This is a genomic window from Streptomyces yatensis (genome assembly GCF_018069625.1).
GTDB classification, from domain to species: Bacteria; Actinomycetota; Actinomycetes; order Streptomycetales; family Streptomycetaceae; genus Streptomyces; species Streptomyces yatensis.
The window spans coordinates 8,075,563-8,094,023 of sequence record NZ_CP072941.1 but is presented as its reverse complement, the minus strand read 5'-3'; the positions used below and the strand labels follow the sequence as shown (position 1 = coordinate 8,094,023).

17 protein-coding genes are annotated in these 18,461 nt (G+C 73.1%); 10 read left to right on the top strand and 7 right to left on the bottom strand.

From position 1 onward, the window contains the following. Positions 1-2 precede the first annotated feature (2 nt). The 5 genes from J8403_RS33770 (at position 3) to J8403_RS33750 (ending at position 6,809) form a co-directional block, all read left to right on the top strand. Entirely contained in the window at positions 3-917 is a 915-nt protein-coding gene (locus J8403_RS33770) for an NmrA family NAD(P)-binding protein (protein ID WP_211126461.1), read from the top strand. A 42-nt stretch (positions 918-959) separates the two neighbouring features. Continuing rightward, a complete protein-coding gene (locus J8403_RS33765) occupies positions 960-2,045 on the top strand; it encodes a hypothetical protein (RefSeq protein ID WP_211126460.1) in 1,086 nt (361 codons plus the stop codon). 42 nt (positions 2,046-2,087) lie between these two features. Further along, on the top strand, positions 2,088-4,640 hold the full coding sequence (locus J8403_RS33760; RefSeq protein ID WP_211126459.1) for a SpoIIE family protein phosphatase: 2,553 nt from the start codon (positions 2,088-2,090) through the stop codon (positions 4,638-4,640). Between the two features lie 205 nt (positions 4,641-4,845). Further along, complete coding sequence (locus J8403_RS33755; protein ID WP_211126458.1) at positions 4,846-5,793, top strand: DMT family transporter; 948 nt, start codon at positions 4,846-4,848, stop codon at positions 5,791-5,793. Between the two features lie 65 nt (positions 5,794-5,858). Further along, complete coding sequence (locus tag J8403_RS33750) at positions 5,859-6,809, top strand: LysR family transcriptional regulator (RefSeq protein ID WP_211126457.1); 951 nt, start codon at positions 5,859-5,861, stop codon at positions 6,807-6,809. 16 nt (positions 6,810-6,825) lie between these two features. Here J8403_RS33750 and J8403_RS33745 read toward each other — a convergent pair whose 3' ends face one another. Then, complete coding sequence (locus J8403_RS33745; protein ID WP_211126456.1) at positions 6,826-8,019, bottom strand: glycosyltransferase; 1,194 nt, start codon at positions 8,017-8,019, stop codon at positions 6,826-6,828. A gap of 277 nt (positions 8,020-8,296) precedes the next feature. On the opposite strand from J8403_RS33745, the gene J8403_RS33740 reads away from it, so the two are divergent. After that, on the top strand, positions 8,297-10,216 hold the full coding sequence (locus J8403_RS33740; protein ID WP_211126455.1) for a glycosyltransferase family 2 protein: 1,920 nt from the start codon (positions 8,297-8,299) through the stop codon (positions 10,214-10,216). A 31-nt stretch (positions 10,217-10,247) separates the two neighbouring features. Here J8403_RS33740 and J8403_RS33735 read toward each other — a convergent pair whose 3' ends face one another. The 4 genes from J8403_RS33735 to J8403_RS33720 form a co-directional block, all read right to left on the bottom strand. Next, positions 10,248-11,228: a glycoside hydrolase family 6 protein gene (locus tag J8403_RS33735; RefSeq protein WP_246586113.1), complete on the bottom strand. Its 981-nt coding sequence runs from the start codon at positions 11,226-11,228 to the stop codon at positions 10,248-10,250. A 162-nt stretch (positions 11,229-11,390) separates the two neighbouring features. Continuing rightward, a complete protein-coding gene (locus tag J8403_RS33730) occupies positions 11,391-12,140 on the bottom strand; it encodes a cytochrome b/b6 domain-containing protein (protein ID WP_425519850.1) in 750 nt (249 codons plus the stop codon). Beyond that, positions 12,124-12,858 carry a molybdopterin-dependent oxidoreductase gene (locus J8403_RS33725; protein WP_211126452.1) on the bottom strand — a complete coding sequence of 245 codons (735 nt, stop codon included), beginning with the start codon at positions 12,856-12,858 and terminating at the stop codon, positions 12,124-12,126. The genes J8403_RS33730 and J8403_RS33725 overlap by 17 nt, the downstream gene beginning before the upstream one ends. Before the next feature lie 112 nt (positions 12,859-12,970). Next, positions 12,971-14,626, bottom strand: coding sequence for an FAD-binding dehydrogenase (locus tag J8403_RS33720; RefSeq protein ID WP_211126451.1), 1,656 nt, complete (start codon positions 14,624-14,626; stop codon positions 12,971-12,973). A gap of 274 nt (positions 14,627-14,900) precedes the next feature. Here J8403_RS33720 and J8403_RS33715 point away from each other — a divergent pair, with 274 nt between their 5' ends. From J8403_RS33715 to J8403_RS33700, 4 genes are all read left to right on the top strand, one after another. Next, complete coding sequence (locus tag J8403_RS33715; protein WP_211126450.1) at positions 14,901-15,632, top strand: hypothetical protein; 732 nt, start codon at positions 14,901-14,903, stop codon at positions 15,630-15,632. 29 nt (positions 15,633-15,661) lie between these two features. Beyond that, positions 15,662-16,198, top strand: coding sequence for an NUDIX domain-containing protein (locus J8403_RS33710; RefSeq protein WP_211126449.1), 537 nt, complete (start codon positions 15,662-15,664; stop codon positions 16,196-16,198). Between the two features lie 107 nt (positions 16,199-16,305). Continuing rightward, positions 16,306-16,671 (top strand): YidH family protein, encoded by a 366-nt coding sequence (locus J8403_RS33705; protein ID WP_093470166.1) that lies wholly within the window; start codon positions 16,306-16,308, stop codon positions 16,669-16,671. A gap of 18 nt (positions 16,672-16,689) precedes the next feature. Continuing rightward, entirely contained in the window at positions 16,690-17,028 is a 339-nt protein-coding gene (locus J8403_RS33700) for a DUF202 domain-containing protein (protein ID WP_211126448.1), read from the top strand. A gap of 98 nt (positions 17,029-17,126) precedes the next feature. Here J8403_RS33700 and J8403_RS44440 read toward each other — a convergent pair whose 3' ends face one another. Together J8403_RS44440 and J8403_RS33690 are read right to left on the bottom strand one after the other, a co-directional pair. Beyond that, a complete protein-coding gene (locus J8403_RS44440) occupies positions 17,127-17,261 on the bottom strand; it encodes a hypothetical protein (RefSeq protein WP_281427957.1) in 135 nt (44 codons plus the stop codon). Between the two features lie 115 nt (positions 17,262-17,376). After that, positions 17,377-18,303, bottom strand: coding sequence for an NADP-dependent oxidoreductase (locus tag J8403_RS33690; protein ID WP_211126447.1), 927 nt, complete (start codon positions 18,301-18,303; stop codon positions 17,377-17,379). Positions 18,304-18,461 lie beyond the last annotated feature (158 nt).

Below are 18,461 nucleotides of genomic sequence, written 5' to 3'. Positions count from 1 at the left end.
CCATGCCCCCGGCACCGATCCTGGTGACCGGCGCCGCGGGGAGCGTCGGAGGCATCGGCCGCACCGTGGTGGAGGAGCTGCGCCGGCGCGATCTGCCGGTGCGGGCCATGGTCCACCGGGAGGACGAGCGGGCCGACGCCCTGCGCGCGACGGGCGCGGAGGTGGTGGCGGGCGATCTGACCCGCGCCCCGGACGTGGTCCGCGCGCTGGACGGCTGTGGACGGATGTACTTCGGCATGAGCGTGTCGTCGGGGTATCTGGAGGCCACGGTGACGACGGCGGCGGTCGCGCGGGAGTACGCGCGGCTGGAAGTGCTCGTCAATATGTCGCAGATGACGGTCTCGCAGATGGACTTCACCAGCACCACGGAGTCCGATCAGCACCGGCTGCAGTGGCTGGGCGAACAGGCCCTCGACTGGTCCGGGTTGCCCGTCACCCACCTCAGGCCCACCGTCTTCATGGAGAATCCGCTCTTCTCGGTCTTCGTCTACTCCTCCATCGCGCAGGAGGGCACGATCCGGCTGCCGTTCGGCGCCGGGCGCACCTCCCCGGTCGCCGCGGGGGACGTGGCCGCGGTGGTGACGGAGATCCTGGTGGACCCCACCGCGCACATCGGCAAGACCTACCATCTGACCGGCCCGGCCTCCGTCGACATGACCACCATGGCCGCGGAGTTCGCCGAAGCGCTCGGCCGCCCGGTGAGCTATGTGGACGTCTCCTACGAAGCCTGGGTCAACCACGATCTGCGGTCCCTGGGCCTGCCCGACCACGTCTTCCAGCATCTGGCGACCATGGCCCGGCTGCACGCGGAGAACCGCTACGACCGCCGGACCGACGACATCGAGACGATCACCGGGAGGCCCGCTACCGGGGTGCGGGAATTCGTCGGCACCCACCCCGAGATGTTCACGGCCTGAGCGGGTGGGACGAGAGGGCACGCACGCAGGAACGGAATCGCGGTGCGAGTACTGCTGGGCATCATCGGCGCCGTCATCGTGCTGGGCATCTTCGCCTCGGTGCTGCGCACCCTGGTCATTCCCCGGCCCACCCCCGCCGGCTTCACCGGCTTCGTACAGCGCTCGGTGAGCCGGCCGTTCCGGTTCATGGCCGACCGGTTGCCGGGCGTCGAGGCGAAGGACCGGGTGCTGGCCCCGGTGGCGCCGGTGTCCATCGTGATCACACTGCTGGGCTGGCTGGTCTCGTTCATGGTCGGCTACGGGCTGCTGGAGGCCGCGGTGAGCGGGCTGGGCGTCCACGACGCGCTGTACGAGGCCGGGTCCTCGCTCTTCACCCTCGGCTTCGCCAGCAGCCGCCGGGCCGGCCTGACCGCCATCGACTTCTGCGCGGCGGCCACCGGCCCCATCGTGGTCGGTCTGCAGATCGGCTATCTGCCCACCCTCTACAACGCCTACCAGCGCCGCGAGACCGAGGTCACCCTGCTGCAGACCCGGGCCGGCGCCCCGCCCTGGGGCCCGCAGATCCTCGCCCGCTACGCCCAGGTCGACCTGCTGGACGACATCGGCGACCTCTTCCGCGGCTGGGAGCGGTGGTGCGCCGTGGTGAGCGAGACCCACACCACCTATCCGGTCCTGATCCACTTCCGCTCCCCCAAGGCCGACCGCAACTGGCTGATCGCCCTGCTGGCGGTCCTGGACGCGGCCGCGCTGCGGCTGGCCTTCAACCCCTCCCAGCCCCAGGCCAGGACCCGGCTGGCGCTGCGGGCGGGCTTCGTCTGCCTGCGCGACATCGCCGATATCCGCGGTATCCCGTACGACGCCGACCCGCGCCCGGAGGATCCGGTGCGGCTCGGCTACGAGGACTTCCTGCGCGGGGTGGAACGGATGCGCACCTACGGCTATCCGATGGAGCGCACCGCGGAGGAGGCCTGGCCGCACTTCCGCGGCTGGCGCGTGAACTACGAGACGCTCGCCTACCGCCTGGCCCAGGACATCGACGCGGTCCCGGCCCCCTGGTCGGGCCCGCGCCGCACCACCTTGTCCGTCTGGTCCCCGCTGACCCCGGTAGACCGCCGCCCGGCGGGGTAGCACATTCCCGTACACACACCCCCAAGGGAGTAAATTTTCTCCATGGGCATGGACGAGGCCATCGCCGCACGGATACGCATGATCACCGAGGCGGGTGACGGGCTGAGCGGCCCCGATCTGCTCGGATACGTGCTCGACCACGCCGTGACGGAGACCGGCGGTCTCGGCGGCATGGCGCATCTGCGCGGCCCCGGCACCCGGCCGCTGCTGCTCACGGCGGTGCACGGGCTGATCCGTACGGTCGCCCGGGACTGGGTGGAGCTCGATGCGGCCGGCGCCGGCGCCCCGGCCCGCGCGGTGGCCCGGGGCGCGCCGGTGTGGGCGCCGGCCCTCGGCGCCGGGGGCGGCACGGGCCCGGCGCTGCCCGCCGGAAGCGGACTGCTGGCGGTTCCGCTGATCACTCCGGAGAAGGTCATCGGCGCGCTGTCGGTGCTGACGGCCCCGGCCGAGCGGCCCGCACCGGAGCGGCAGGCGGCCGTCGAGGCGCTGGCCGCGTGGGCCGCCCCGCGGCTGCCGGAGGACCCTCCCGACCAGGACCGGGACCAGGACCGGGACCGGGACCGGGACGCCATCGGCACATTGATGGCGAACGACCAGGTGAGCCGGGCGCTTTGGCATATGAGCGACGCGTTCTTCGCGGTCGACAGCGGCTGGCGCGTCACCTTCGTCAACGGCGAGGCGGAGCGGCTGCTCGGCGCCGCTCGGACGACGCTCGGCCGGACCCTGTGGGACGCCTTCACACGGCTGCGCGTCGACGAGGCGGAGCCGGGCCTGCGGAGCCGCTACCGGCGGGCCGCCGAGAGCGGCACCCCGGTCGGGTTCGAGGTGCGCTGGCCGACCGATCAGCGCTGGTACTACATGCGGCTGGTCCCGGTGCCGAACGGTCTCACGGTCTACGCCGCCGATATCACCGGGACCCGGGCGCGCGAGGCGGAGCGGGCCGCGGCCGAGCGCGCGGCGGCCGAGCGCAATGCGCGGATCGGCGAGCTGACCGACGCCCTCGCGCAGGCCCTGACCATGCGCGACGTGGTGAACGCCATCGCCGACCGGGTGCTGCCGCCGTTCGGCGCCTCGGGGATGGTGGTGCAGCTCATCGAGGGCAGCGTGATCCGGATCGCCGGGGCGGTCGGCTATCCGCAGCCCTTCCTGGAGTCGATCGACGGGGCCTCGATCCATGATGTGTCGCCGGTCTCGGAGGTGTACCGGACCGGGGCACCGGCCTTCGTCGAGTCGGTCGAGGCGTACACCGCGCGCTATCCCCGCATGAGTGGGCGGCCCGCCGCGGCGCAGAAGCAGGCATGGGCCTTTCTGCCGCTGATCGTCTCCGGCCGGAACATCGGCTGCGCCGTGATCGCCTTCGCCGAGCCGCGCCGGCTCGACGCGGAGGAGCGGGCCCTGCTCACCGCGCTCAGCGGACTGATGGGGCAGGCCATCGAGCGCGCCCGGCTGTACGACATGGAGCACACCCGGGCCAAGGAGCTCCAGCGCGGGCTGCTGCCCCGCGCTCTGCCGTCGCTGCCCTCGGTCACCACCGCCGCCCGCTATCTGCCCGCCAGCGAGGGCATCGACGTGGGCGGTGACTGGTACGACGTGATCCCGCTGTCCGGCGCCCGGGTGGCCCTGGTCATCGGCGATGTGATGGGTCACGGGCTGTCCGAGGCGGCCACCATGGGCCGGCTGCGCACCGCCGTGAACACCCTGGCCGAGCTGGAGTTTCCGCCCGCCGAGCTGCTCACCCGCCTCAACGACCTGGTGAGCGACCTGGGGGACAACCTCTACGCGACCTGTCTGTACGCCGTGTACGACCCGGCCAACGCCACCTGCGTCTTCGCCAGCGCCGGGCATCCACCGCCGGCCGTCGTACGCCCCGGTCAGCCGGTCCGCTTCGCCGGCGGCGCCCCCGATCCACCGCTGGGCGCGGCCCGGCCGCCGTTCGAGACCACCGAGGTGACGCTGGAGGAGGGCAGTCTGCTGGTGCTGTACACCGACGGTCTGGTGGAATCCGTCGCCCGGGACATCGACCGCGGGATGCGGCATCTGGCAAGCGCGCTGTCCAGTGCGGCCCGGACTCCCGGCCCGGGGGACGCCCTGCGCGACGGGGACCGGGGCGAGCACGCGTCGCTGGAGCGGCTGTGCGACGAGGTGCTGGCCGAGCTGCTGCCGGAGAAGCAGCTCACCGCCGATGACGCGGCGCTGCTCGTCGCCCGCACCCATGCGCTCGCCTCCGACCATGTGGCCGCATGGCCGCTGTCCGAGGGGCCGACCGCCGCGGGCGAGGCGCGCGATCACGTCCGGGACCAGCTGACCCGCTGGGAGCTGGCTCCGCTCACCCCCATCGCGGAGCTGCTGGTCAGCGAGTTGGTCGCGAACGCGATCCGGCACGGCAGGGGCCCGTTCGGGCTGCGGCTGCTGCACAGCGAGGAGCTGATCTGCGAGGTGACCGACGGCTCTTTGACCACCCCCCGGATCCGCCATGCCTCGGAGACCGACGAGGGCGGGCGCGGGCTCCAGCTGGTCTCGGCCCTCTCCCAGCGCTGGGGCACCCGCTACACGTCCACCGGCAAGTGCATCTGGACCGCACAGCCACTCCCCTGACCCCCGCCCCCGGCGGGCGGCGGCGCTGTCCGTCGCGCGTCAGCCGGCCCAGGCGCCGCTCCCGGCGGTCTCGCGGACGTAGTCGGCGGGCGCGAGCGCGGCCTCAGCCCGCGGGCGTACCGCGAGGCGGCCAGTAAGCGCGGCTAACGCTTTCGGCAACAAAAGCTCACTCGATTTTTGCTTTTGCGGCGGGGACGCTGAAGGCATGTTCCCGCGCATCGCCTCTCCCCGTTTTCTCGCCCTGGCCGGCACCGTCGTGCTGTGGGCCTCGGCCTTTCCCGCCATCCGGGTCGGTATCGACGGGCTGGGGGTGGCCGGGCTGTCGTTTCTGCGGCTCGGGGTCGCGGCGCTCGCGCTGCTGCTGGTGGCGCCGTTCACGAAGGTACGTCTGCCGCGGCGGCGCGATCTGCCGATGATCGCCCTGTGCGGGGCCACCGGCATGACCGCCTATCAGGTGCTGCTGAACTGGGGCGAGGTGCATGTGGCGGCGGGGACCGCGAGTCTGCTGATCTCGGTCGCCCCCGTGTTCAGTGTGCTGCTGGGCACCGTGTTCCTCGGGGAGCGGATGACCCGCCAGATCGTCGTCGGCAGCGTCATCGCGCTGGCGGGCGCGGCCATCGTCAGCCTGGCCGAGGGCACCAGCGGGTTCACCGTCTCCGCCCTCGTGGTGCTGGCGGCCGCCGTGGTCCAGGGGGTGTACCACTTCTCGTCCAAGCCGCTGCTGCGCCGCTACACCGGTCTGGAGGTCGCCACCTACGCGATGGTCACGGGCACCGTCTTCGCGTTGCCGCTGATCCCCGCCAGCTGGGACGCGGCCGCTCACGCACCGGCCGGCGCGCTGGCCTCCGCGCTCTATCTGGGCCTGCTGCCGTCCGCGCTCGGCTTCGTCATCTGGGCCTACGCCGTGGCCCGGCTGCCGCTCGCGGCGTCCACGGCGGCGCTGTACCTGGTGCCGCCGGTGGCGCTGGCGGTCTCGTTCGTCTGGCTGGGCGAGGTGCCCCACCCCATCGAGCTGACCGGCGGGGCGGTCAGCGTGGCGGGGGTGATCCTGATCAACCGGCGTACGGCGGACCGGCGCTCCTCCGGCAGCGTGGACGCGGCCGCGTCCGGAGGCACCGCCGAGCGGGCCGGCCGGCGGACCCTGACACGGTGACGGTGCGCCCGGGCATCCCGGGCGTTGCCCCGTCCCCACTCCGATATCCGAGCAAGGAGCCCTCCGTGCTTGACGTACGCCGGCTGCGGATCCTCCAGCACCTCGCCGCCTACGGGACCATCGCGGCCACCGCGGAGGCCCTGCACCTGACCCCACCGGCCGTCTCCCAGCACCTCGCCGCCCTGCGGAAGGAGGCGGGCACGCCCGTGGTGGAGAAGCAGGGGCGCACGCTGCGGCTGACCGCGGCCGGGGAGCTGCTGGTGGCCCACGCCGAGATCATCCTGGCGGAGCTCGCGGCGGCCGAGTCCGGGCTGGCCGCCCTGCAGAGCGGCCGTCAGGGCATCGTGCGGATCACCGCCTTCGCCTCCGCCGCCCGTGCCCTCATCGCGCCCCTCTGGCAGCGCCTCGCCGGGTCCGGCGCGGCCCCCGATCTGTCGCTGCGGCTCTCCGTCCAGGAGCCCGACCAGGCCCTGGACGAGCTGCGCAAGCGCTCGACGGACCTGGCCCTGGTGCACAGCTACACCGTGCTGCCGCGCAACTTCCCCGCCACCTGCGAACAGGCCGTCCTGATGGAGGAGCCGGTGCTGCTCGCCCTGGAGCCCCGCCAGGCCGACGCGGTGGGCCTGGCGGCCGGGCAGCCCGCGGATCTGTCCCGGCTGTCGCATCTGCCGTGGCTGACGCCCGGCCCGGAGACCTCCTGTTACGAGATGATCCAGCGCGCGTGCGGGGCCGCCGGGTTCGTCCCGGACATCCGGGCGCGCAGCAGTGACTTCGCCGTACTGACGGCCCTGGTCGCGGCGGGGGCCGGGGCCGCCCTGGTGCCCCGGATGGCACTGCCGGACACCCTCGGGCCCGTCAGCCTGCACCCACTGGTCCATCCCGTCTCCCGGACCGTCTTCACCGTCAGCCGTGCGGGCACCGGCAACCGGCCCGGGCTGCGGCATGTGCTGGAGCTGCTCCGCGACCTGGCCCCGGGGCCCGATGACGACCGCGGCGAGGCCGCGCGACGCGGTTGACGGCGCGCGATCCCTCTCAGCCCGCGGGCGCGCCGCGCCGCGGCATGCGGCGGCTGATGGGCGACACCCGCAGACAGCCGTCCGGCCCGCAGGTGGTGGCGCGGTCGTAGAGGTCCATCAGGCGGCGGGCGCCGCGGGCGATGTCGTAGCGGTCGATGGCGTCCGGGACCGGGAAGCGCAGCGGGCCCGCGGCGGCCTGCCGGCGCAGGGCGTCGGCGAGGGCGGCCGGGCCGGGGGCGATCCGGCGGGCGCCGGGGACGGCACCGGCGGGGAGCTCGTCGAGGGCGGGGCAGACCGTGTGCAGCACCGGCAGCCCGGCCGCCAGCCCCTCCAGCGCGGCGAGGCCGAACGCCTCCTCGGTGGAGGGCGAGACCAGCACGTCCATGGCGGCCAGCAGTCCGGGCAGCCCCGCGGGCCGGTCGTCCGGCGGGGCCACCGCGCCGTCGCGCTCGCCCAGCAGCCGCACCCGGTCGGCCACGCCGAGCCGGGCGGCCAGGTCCTCCAGGGCGGGGCGCTCGGGGCCCTCGCCGACCAGCAGCAGCCGAGTGTCCGGCACCTCGGCGACGGCCCGCACCGCCGCGTCGAACCGCTTGTCCGCCACCAGGCGGCCGACCCCGCCGACCACGAAGGCCCGGTCGGGGAGGCCGAGACGGGCCCGGGCGGCCGCCCGGGCGGCCGGTTCGAAGCGGAAGTGGCGTGCGTCGATCCCGTTGGGCACCAGATGGATCCGGGAGTTGGGCACGCCCCAGTCGCGCAGCCGGTCGGCGACGGCGGCCGAGACGGCGACGGTGGCCGAGCCCAGCCGCTCGGCGGCGAGATAGCGGGCGCGGAGTGCGGCGGTGAGCGGCCGGCCGTCGATCCGCCGCTCGCCCAGGCTGTGTTCGGTGGCGATGACCGCCCGCACCCCGGCCAGCCGGGCGGCGATCCGGCCGAGCACACACGCCCGGTACAGATGGGTGTGCACCAGGTCGTAGCCGCCGGAGCGGATGATCCGCACCAGCCTGGGCACCGTGGTGAGCTGCCGCTCGCGCCCGGCGCCCAGGGGCACATGGGCGACCGGGATGCCGTCCGCGCGGATGCCGTGCGCGGTGGCGCCGGGGCCCGAGAGGGCGATGACGTCACAGCGCACCGGCAAATGGCGCAGCAGCAGCCTCAGTTGCTGTTCGGCTCCTCCGGCCCCGAGGCGGGAGATGATGTGCAGGACTCTCATCGGGCGACTGCGCCCCATCCTCCGTATTCCGATGGGCTTCGATCGGTGCCGACCCTGCCAGACGGCGGGATGTAAATCACGTAAGACGCGCACCGCTGGGCCGTCGGAGTGGATGTCCTACGGGCCCTCAACAAGGGCGCGCCGAATATCCGAAGTGCACCGCCAGCCCCCATGGGATTGTTACCTTCTCATCTCGCGCGATGACCTGAAGAATATGGCCCGAATGGGTCATCGCGGCGCGCCATTCGGTTCGAGCCAGCCCCGCGGGAGTGCCCAGATGTCTGCACCGACCCCCGTCAGAGATTCCCCCCGGAAAGCCACCGCACACACCGTATCCGCCGGGCCGCCGCCCGCGCGTACCGCGTCGGATTCCCGCGTCCCGCACCGCCGTTCCGCCTCGGTGTACGAGTACAAGCGGTACAGCGAACTGGCGGGCCCGCTGACCAACGCCCCCATGGACCGCCCCTACCGGGTGCGCTGCCGGAGTCTGCTGGCGCAGGAGCCGCACCGGATCCGGGCCGCGCTGCTGCTGTGCGCGGCGCCGGTGTGCTCGGCGCTGCTGCTGCTGTGGCTGCTGCACCCCGATCACTGGCTGTGGCGCGCCTACGCGCCGTGGTGGCAGCGGGCGGCGGACCTCGCGATGCTGGTCTCGATCGCGCTGATCGAGGGCTTTCGCCTGTTCACGGTCGTCTCCAACGCCCATGCGACGCTGGTGGCGCGGGATCCGGTGCCGGTGGTGGCCGAGCCGGGGACCCGGGTGGCGTTCCTGACCAGCTTCGTGCCCGGCAAGGAGCCGATCGCGATGGTCCGGGCCACGCTGGAGGGGGCGGTGCGGATCCGGCACACCGGGCCGCTGGACGTATGGCTGCTGGACGAGGGGGACGACGAGGAGGTGAAGGCGCTGTGCGCACGGCTTGGCGTACGGCATTTCTCCCGCAAGGGCATCGAGAAGTGGAATCAGCCGAAGGGCGCTTTCCGGGCGAGGACCAAGCACGGGAATTACAACGCCTGGCTGGACGCGCATGGTGACGCGTATGAATTCATGGCGTGTGTGGATACCGACCATGTACCGCTGCCCAACTTCCTGGAGCGCATGCTGGGTTACTTCCGGGATCCGGATATCGCCTTTGTGGTCGGCCCGCAGGTCTACGGGAATTACGACACCCCGGTCACCAAGGCCGCCGAAAGCCAGCAGTTCCTTTTCCACGCACTCATCCAGCGGGCCGGAAACGCCTATGGCGGCCCGATGTTCGTGGGCACCAACAACGCGGTGCGGATCAGCGCGCTGCGCTCGATCGGCGGGCTGTACGACTCGATCACCGAGGACATGGCCACCGGCTTCGAGCTGCACCGCCACCGCAACCCGGCCACGCGCAGGAAGTGGCGCTCGGTCTACACCCCCGATGTGCTCGCGGTCGGCGAGGGGCCGAGCACCTGGACGGACTTCTTCACCCAGCAGATGCGGTGGAGCCGCGGCACCTACGAGACGGTGCTCAAGCAGTTCTGGAAGGGCCCGTTCACCCTGTCGCCGGGCAAGCTGCTCAACTACTCGCTGATGATCGCGTACTACCCGATGACCGCGCTCAACTGGATCCTCTCCGCGCTGTCGTGTGCGCTGTTCCTGGTGCTGGGCGCGGCCGGGATCCACATCCCCGCCGAGATGTGGATGATGCTCTACAGCGACGCGGCGATGCTGCAGATCGGGCTGTACATCTGGAACCGGCGGCACAACGTCTCCCCGCACGAGCCGGAGGGCTCCGGCGGGCTGGCCGGGATGCTGCTCTCGGCGCTGTCGGCCCCGATCTACGCCAAGTCGCTGTGCGACGCGGCGCTGCGCCGCACCAGCCGGTTCGTGGTCACGCCCAAGGGCGACTCGTCCAGCCCGGACCGGCTCTCCACGTTCCGTATCCATCTGCTGTGGGCCGCGGTGTTCGGTTCCTCCCTGGTCGCCTCGTTCTTCCTGGGCCACGCCCATGCGGTGATGCGGACCTGGGCGGCGCTCGCCCTCGCGCTGTGTCTGGCGCCGGTGGCGATCTGGTCGGTGGGGCTGGTGCGCCGCGGCCGGAAGCGCCCGGCGCGCGGAACGGTGCCGACGGCGCGCGACGCGGCCAGTCCCTGTGGGGTCCCGAAGGCGAAGAACAAGAAGAACAAGAGCGAGCACGAGGACAAGGAAAAGGCGCCGGTCTGCGCGCTGTGACCGGCGGCCGGGCGGCTGTACGGCCGGGCGGCTAATGCCGGCGGGGCGCGTTACGGGCCAGATCGAGCGCGTACGCGGTCCACCAGCGGCCCGCCGGAGGGCCGCCGTTGCAGGTCCCGTCGGACTCTCCCGGACGCTTGATCCACAGATAGGCGTCCACCAGCCGGTCCCCGGTGGCGGTGCTGGGCCGCTCGCCCAGCGCCCGCCCCGGCGGATTGCACCAGGAGTCCCGGGCCCGGATACCGTGCCGGGCCGCGCCGCGCAGCCGCAGCGGGCCGTTGCCGTTCCGGCTGGTGTCGATGACGAAGTGGGCGCCGTCGAGGGCGGTGGAGAGCCGGTGGCCGTACGCCACGGTGGGCCGGGTCGGCTGGAAGTTGGAGACGTTCAGCGCGAAGCCGTCCGCCTGCTCGATACCGCCCTCGCGCAGCGGCCGCACCAGCCGCTGGGGATTCTTGATCCAGCCCGGGTTCCCCGCGTCCACGTACACCCGGACGTGGGGCAGGGCGGCGAACATGGCGACCGCGTCGCGCAGCATCGCCAGCCGGGCGGTGCGCAGCCTGGCCGGTACGCAGCCGTCGACGAGCTGGGCCACCGCGTCGGGTTCCAGGACGACGATCGCCTTGCGGTCGCCGATGCCCAGGGTGATCTGCTCGATCCAACGCCGGTACGCATGGGCGCTCCGCGCCCCGCCCGCCGAATACCGTCCGCAGTCGCGGTACGGGATGTGATAGGCGACCAGGACCGGGGTGGACCCGGTCCGCGCCGCGGATTCGGTGATGAAGCGGACCCGTTCACGGGGCGGCGCGGGGCCGAGCCACTCCGCGACCGGCTGCTGGGCGATCTGCCGGATGAGCGCGGCGTCGCGGTTCTTTCCCTCGTCCTGCCGCTCACGGACCTGCCGGGCGGCCGGGCTGTCCGGGTTCACCCAGAGCCCGCCCCGCCGCGGCGGGGCGTCGAACATGCGGCAGCCGCTCAGCGGAAGCATCGCCACGGCGCACAAGGCGGCATGCATCGCAAGCCGCATAACGGTCTTTCTTGCACCTTTCACGCGCATGCGACGCATCATGGCACCGGGTGTCATGGGTTCAGCGGACGTGGCGCTCGTGGCCACTGGTTCAGCGGATGCGGCGCGTGGCTATTGGTCCAGCGGCACGCGGCGCCCGTGGCCACGGGTTCAGCGGATGCGGTGTTCGTGGTCTCCGGTGTCGTGCCCCGCGTCCCGGTGGCCCCCGTCCGCGGCGTCCTCGTCCGTATGCCACAGCGGATGCTCACGGGCCGCCCACGCCCGCTCGACCTTGCCCGTGCGCATCCCGCGCCGGGCCTCCGGATCGGCGTACGCCTTGCCGATGTGGCCGAGCAGGACGATGCCGATGGCCAGCGCCAGCCAGTCGTGGACGAAGGTGGCGCTGGTGCGCCACACCAGCGGGGCCAGATCGGTGAACCACATCAGCAGCCCGGTGCCCGCCATCACCATCACCGCGCCCGCGATATACCCCGCGTACAGCTTCTGCCCGGCGTTGAACTTCCCCGCCGGGCGCTCCTGCCGCCGGTGGTCGCGGCGCAGCGCCGCGCTCAGCCAGCGGCGGTCGTGCGGGCCGAAGCGGTTGAGCCGGGTGAGATCGGCGCGGAAGGCGCGCGAGGCGAGCCCGAGCAGGGCCGGGAGGGGCGTCAGGATGCCGCTCCACTCATGGACGGTGACGACGAGGGCGCGCCGCCCGACGAGTTCGGCGAGCTCGGGCAGATAGAGACAGCCCGCGCTGAACACACACACGCCCAGCAGGAGGGCCGTGGTGCGGTGGATCCAGCGCTCGGCGGGGCTGAACCGGCGCACCCGCGACCCGTTCCGGTCCCGGTCTCCGGCTCGCGGGGATGAGGTCATCGTGCCCTGGGGCGGTGGCGTCGTCTGGTCAGGCGGTGGGGTCATCGTCGCGTCCGTTCGATCTGCCGACCCAGGCGTCGACGTCATAGCCCCGGTCCTCCCAATAGCCGGGCCGCACCTCGTCGGTGACGGTGATACCGGAGAGCCATTTCGCCGACTTGTAGAAGTACATGGGCGCCACATACAGCCGCACCGGACCGCCGTGGGAGTGTCCCAGCGGCTTGTCCTGCAGCTTCAGCGCGACCAGGACGTCAGCGCGCCGCGCCTGATTAAGGGTCAGGCTCTCGCTGTACGCGCCGTCGAAGCAGGTGAAGCGGACGGCCTTGGCCTGCGGACGCACCCCGGCGGCATCCAGCAGCGTCGAGAGCCGCACCCCCTCGAACGGGGTCTCGGGCACCCGCCAGCCGGTGACGCACTGGACATCGCGGACGAGGCGGGTCTGCGGAAGGGCGCGCAGATCGGCGAGGCGGTACTCGGCGGGCTTGTCCACGAGTCCGTCGACGGTGAGGCGGTAGTTGCCCGCGTCCTTGTGGGGCACGGAGGAGGTGACGGAGTAGTAGCGGAATCCCCCGCCGTTGGGGAGGAGTCCGGTCACCCCCGTCGGATCCTTGTCGGCCACCGCGCCCAGGGCGATCTCCAGGCGGCCCTGCAGCCAGGGGGCCGCGGCCATCGCGCCGGCGCCCAGGCCGAGCATGCCGAGGACGAGGCGCCGGCCGACGGGGGCGCCGTGGCCGTCGGATCCGGCACCGGTGTTGGGGTCCATGGGTCGATAAGAGCACCGGGCGGGGGTGGTGCGCCATATCCGGCGGGGATTCGTCAGACTTCGGTAAGACTCCGGGAGCGGCGTCAGGGAGCCAGGGAGCCGCGCCCCGGGTCTACCCCACCGCCTTGGCCGCCGCGCGGCCCGCCGTACGGCCCGAGAAGAGGCAGCCGCCCAGGAAGGTGCCCTCCAGGGAGCGGTAGCCGTGCACTCCCCCGCCGCCGAAGCCCGCCGCCTCCCCGGCCGCGTAGACGCCCGGCAGCGGTTCGCCGCCCTCGGTCAGGACGCGGGAGGAGAGGTCGGTCTCGAGGCCGCCGAGCGTCTTGCGGGTCAGGATGTTCAGGCGCACGGCGATCAGCGGACCCGCCTTGGGGTCGAGGATGCGATGCGGCGCCGCGGTGCGGATCAGCCGGTCGGCCACATATTTGCGGGTGCCGCGCAGGGCGGTGACCTGGAGGTCCTTGGTGTAGGGGTTGGCGATCTCGCGGTCGCGGGCGACGATCTCCCGCCGCAGCCCCTCCTCGTCGATGAGCGGCTCCTTGGTGAGCTCGTTCATCCGCCGGACCAGCGCCGTCAGCGACCGCTCCACGATGAAGTCCGCGCCGTGGTCCATGAACGCCTGGACCGGGCCCGGGGCCCCGGCCCGGCCGCGGCCGATCACATCGCGGACGCTCTTGCCGGTGAGGTCGGGGTTCTGCTCGGAGCCGGAGAGCGCGAACTCCTTCTCGATGATCTTCCGGGTGAGCACGAACCAGGTGTAGTCGTAGCCGGTCCGCATGATGTGCTCGAGCGTGCCGAGGGTGTCGAAGCCGGGGAACAGCGGCACCGGCAACCGCTTGCCGCGCGCGTCGAACCACAGTGAGGACGGGCCGGGCAGGATGCGGATGCCGTGCCGGGGCCAGATGGGGTTCCAGTTCTCGATGCCCTCGGTGTAGTGCCACATCCGGTCGCGGTTGATGATGCGGCCGCCGGTCGCCTCGGTGATGCCGAGCATCCGGCCGTCCACATGGGCCGGGACGCCGGAGATCATCCGCTCGGGCGGGGAGCCCAGCCGCTCGGGCCAGTTGGCGCGGACGAGGTCGTGGTTGCCGCCGATGCCGCCGGAGGTGATGATCACGGCTTGGGCGCGCAGTTCGAAGGCGCCGGCCACCTCGCGGCCGCTGGGGGCGCCGCGCTCGGCGTCGCTGGGCTCCAGGATGTCGCCGGTGACGGTGTCGACCGCGCCCGCGCTGCGGGCCAGCCCCGTCACCCGGTGCCGGAACCGCAGCTCGACCAGGCCACGGGCGGCCGCCGCCCGCACCCGCCGCTCGAAGGGGGCGACCACGCCGGGGCCGGTGCCCCAGGTGATGTGGAAGCGGGGCACGGAGTTGCCGTGGCCGGTGGCGTCGTAGCCGCCGCGCTCGGCCCAGCCGACGAGCGGGAACAGCCGCAGCCCCTGGGCGTGCAGCCAGGACCGCTTCTCACCGGCCGCGAAGTCCACGTACGCCTCGGCCCAGCGGCGCGGCCAGTGGTCCTCCTCGCGGTCGAACCCGGCCGTGCCCAGCCAGTCCTGCCAGGCGAGTTCATGGCTGTCGCGGATGCGCAGCCGGCGCTGCTCGGGTGAGTCGACGAGGAAGAGACCACCGAAGGACCAGTGGGCCTGGCCGCCGAGCGACTGCTCGGGCTCCTGGTCGAGGAGGATCACCTTACGGCCGGCGTCGGCCAGTTCGGCGGTGGCGGCGAGGCCCGCGAGCCCCGCGCCGACCACGATCACGTCCGCGTCGTACGCCATGGTGTGGTGTCCGTTCTCGTGAGCCCGCCGACGCCCGCCAGCGGCGTCATGACCGCGATCCTGCCTACCGCCCAGTACGGCGTCAACCCGGGGTGTGGGAGCGGTTTCCGGCCGCTTCCCGACCGCCAACTCCCCCCGCGAAACCTCGACGTAGAACAAAAGGTCACAATCGTTCACCGAGATTGGACACGGTTAGGCCAACCGTGCATCATCAACGACCATGGCTGACCGCTCCGTTGAGCATTCAGGGCCGACGCCCGAGGTGGAACGTCGCGTGGTGAACCCGACGCTCGTCACCCCCGGCCCGCAGCCCCTCCAAGCCGGGCCGCCCGTGGACGAGGCGCAGGTGCTGCGCGGTGAGGTGATCGGGCCCCGGCACGCCCGCCGCCGTCCGGTGGACAACCGCCGCAAGGCGGCCGCCGGGGCGATTCTGCTGTCGGCCACCGGCGCCGCCACCGCCCTCTTCATGCTCATGGGCAAGGACGCCCGTGAGGCGACGGCCGCCTCCGGACCCGACACCTCGACGGCCGTCCCGGACGAGCCGGAGAGCCATACCGTCCCGTACGCCGAGGCGGCGGTGGGCGACACCCCGCTGCGCGGTGCGCGCGCCGAGAAGCCCAAGGCGCAGCCGCCCGCCGCCCAGCCCGTGGCCCAGGCCCCGGCGGCCGACCCCACGCCGGACAAGCCCCGGACCCCGTCCGCAGGCAAGGGCCGCTCCACGCCGTCCTGGCCGGGCTGGTCCTCCCGGGGGCCGGGACAGTACGACGACTGGCAGGACGCGGTGGAGGCGTTCGACCGCTGGGCCGAGCAGCAGCAGGAGCGGCAGCGCGACGGGGGCGGCGGCTACGGCGGCGGAAACGGCTATGGCGACGGCTACGGGGACGGCTACGGCGGTGGCCATGGGGGCGGGTACGGCGGCGGCTATGGCGGTGGGAACGGCTATGGCGGTGGGAACGGCTATGGGGGCGACTACGGCGGCGGGTACGGCGGTGGCCACCGGCGCTGACCGCGCCCGCGATCTGCTTGTATGGCGGTATGCCTGATCAGGAACCGCTTTCCGCCAACGAACTGCTCGACATCGTGGACGAGCGGGACCGCGTGGTCGGCCAGGCCCGACGCGGTGACGCCATGGCCCACCGGCTCCGGCACCGCTGCGTCTTCATCCAGGCCCGGGACGCCCAGGGCCGCGTCTTCGTCCATCGCCGCACCGCCGAGAAGCTGGTCTTCCCCTCGCTCTACGACATGTTCGTCGGCGGGGTGGTCGGCGCGGGCGAGGGCTATGACGAGGCGGCGCTGCGCGAGGCGGAGGAGGAGCTGGGGGTGCGGGGGCTGCCCGCGCCCGTACCGCTGTTCTCGTTCCTCTACGAGACGCCCGAACACACCTGGTGGAGCCGGGTCTACGAGGTGCGCTGCGAGCTGCCGGTCGATCCGCAGGCCGAGGAGGTCGCCTGGTACGACTTTCTCACCGAGGAGGAGCTGACCCGGCGGCTGCCCGAGTGGGAGTGGGTGCCGGACGGGCGGGAGGCGTACCGGAGGCTGATGGAGTGGCGCCGTGAGAGGGTCGAAGCGTGACCGAATCCTCCGGGCCCGGGCCTTCGGAGCCTCCGCAGCCCTCGGAGCCCACGCGGCCTGCCGAGCCGCGTGGCGGCGGTCTCGCCTCGGCGGCGTCGGACGTACGGCTGTGGTTCGCGCCCGAGCGGCTTCGGGAGGAGGGCGGCACCCCCGACTACCGCTTCTCGCTCGCCAACGAACGGACCTTCCTCGCCTGGCTGCGCACCGCGATGGCGCTGGTGGGCGGCGGATTCGCGGTCGACCAGTTCCTCCCGGAGACGGCCCGGCCGCTGCGGCTCGCGCTGGCGCTCGTCCTGCTGGCGGGCGGCGCGCTGTGCGCCCTGCGGGCCATCAGCCACTGGGTGCGCTGCGAGCGGGCCATGCGGCGGGGCGAGGACCTGCCGATGTCCCGCTTCCCGGTGGTGCTGGGGCTCGCGGTCGGAGTGGTCGCGCTGCTGATGGTGATCGTGGCCGCCTTCGGGTGGGGCGGGTGACCCGGGAGGTGTGAGGCGATGCCGGAGGGGAAGGGGACGCACGGACCACGGACGCGGGACCGGGACCCCGGGCTCCAGCCGGAGCGGACGCGGCTGGCCTGGCGGCGTACGACGCTGGCGTGTGCGGTGGCCGCCTCGCTCGCGGGCCGGCAGACCCTGCACCGCGGTATCGACCCGGCCTCGCTGGTGGTCCTGGCCCTGGTGGTGGTGGCCTGGCTGGCCTTCCTGACGCTGGCCCACCGCCGCATCCGGGCCATGCGGATGCCACGTCCGCCCGCCCTGTCCCCGCGGGCGGCCGTGGCCGCGGTGGCCTGCACCCTCGCCCTGGCCGCCCTGGGAGCGGCCATGCTGCGCTGAGGCCGCGCCTGGGGGCCGCACTCCCGGCAGTCGCGGGCGGGGACCCCGGGGCCGCGAGGACCGGCCCCGCCGCGGGCCCCCGCCCATGGCCGTCACGCCTACTGGACGAAGCGCACGTCGGGATAGGCCGGGGACGGCCCGTCCAGCAGATCGCGCGGCCGGCCCCGCAGGTGCTGGTCGAAGAAGGCGGTGAGGTAGGCGCGCTGGGCGGCGGTGCTGCGCCCGGGATCCACGGTCCCGATGACCTGCTCGCGCTGCCGCGCCGGGATGAGGCGGAGGCGCCCCCTGGCATTCCGTGGGGTGTGCGGGCCGGTTTCTCGGGGCCACCACGAGGGTGATCCCCGTCGCTCAGTCCACCGCGATGGCGATCTTGCCCCTGGTGTGGCCCTCCATGCTGAGCCGCTGGGCGTCCGCCGTCTTCTGGAGGGGGAAGACCGCCGAGACCTCGACGCCGAGGGCGCCGCGCTCGGCGAGGTCGGTGAGGTCCTGGAGGTCGTCGGGGTCGGGGCGGACGAAGACGTAGTGGCCGCCGAGGCCGAGGACGGCGGGGTCGGCGATGGAGGCCAGGCGGCCTTCGGGGGCGAGGAGTTCGGCGGAGACGGTGAGCGCGTCGCCGCCGACCAGGTCCAGCACGGCGTCCACCCCGTTCGGGGCGAGGGCGCGGACCCGCTCGGCGAGGCCCTCCCCGTAGGTGGTCGGCTCCGCGCCGAGCGCGCGCAGATACTCATGGTTGCGCTCACCCGCGGTGCCGATCACCCGGGCGCCCATGTGTCGGGCGAGCTGGACCGCCATCGAGCCGACCCCGCCCGCCGCCGCGTGGACCAGGACGGTGTCGCCCTCGCCGACCCTCAGCGCCCGCACCAGCGACTGGTAGGCCGTCAGCCCCGCCAGCGGGATGCCCGCGGCCTGGGTGAAGGAGAGGTTCCGCGGCTTGCGGGCGAGGGTGCGGATGGGAGCGGCCACATACTCGGCGCAGGTGCCCCGGGAGAGGAAGTCCTCCCGTACGTATCCGATCACCTCGTCACCGGGCCGGAACTCCGTCACCGCGGGGCCGGGCCGCTCCACGACCCCGGAGACGTCCCAGCCGGGGATCACCGGGAAGACCGCGTCCAGGAACGGTTCGAGGTATCCGGCCTGCGCCTTCCAGTCGACCGGGTTCACGCTGGCGGCCCTGACCCTGATCAGGACGGTGTCGGGGCCGACCTTCGGCTCCGGCCGCTCCCCGTACTCCAGGATCTCGGGGCCGCCGTAGCGGCGGTAGGTGATGGCCTTCATGATGGCGCTCCTCGCGGCTCTCATCTTCTCGCGGTTCTCGCAGCTCCTCGGGGCTCCTCGGCGCTCCTCGCGACTCTCACGTTCTCTTTTTCCCGCTCCTCCCCTTCGACGCTCCTGCTCCCCCACCGACGGCGCAAATCCGCACCGCCGCCCCGGCA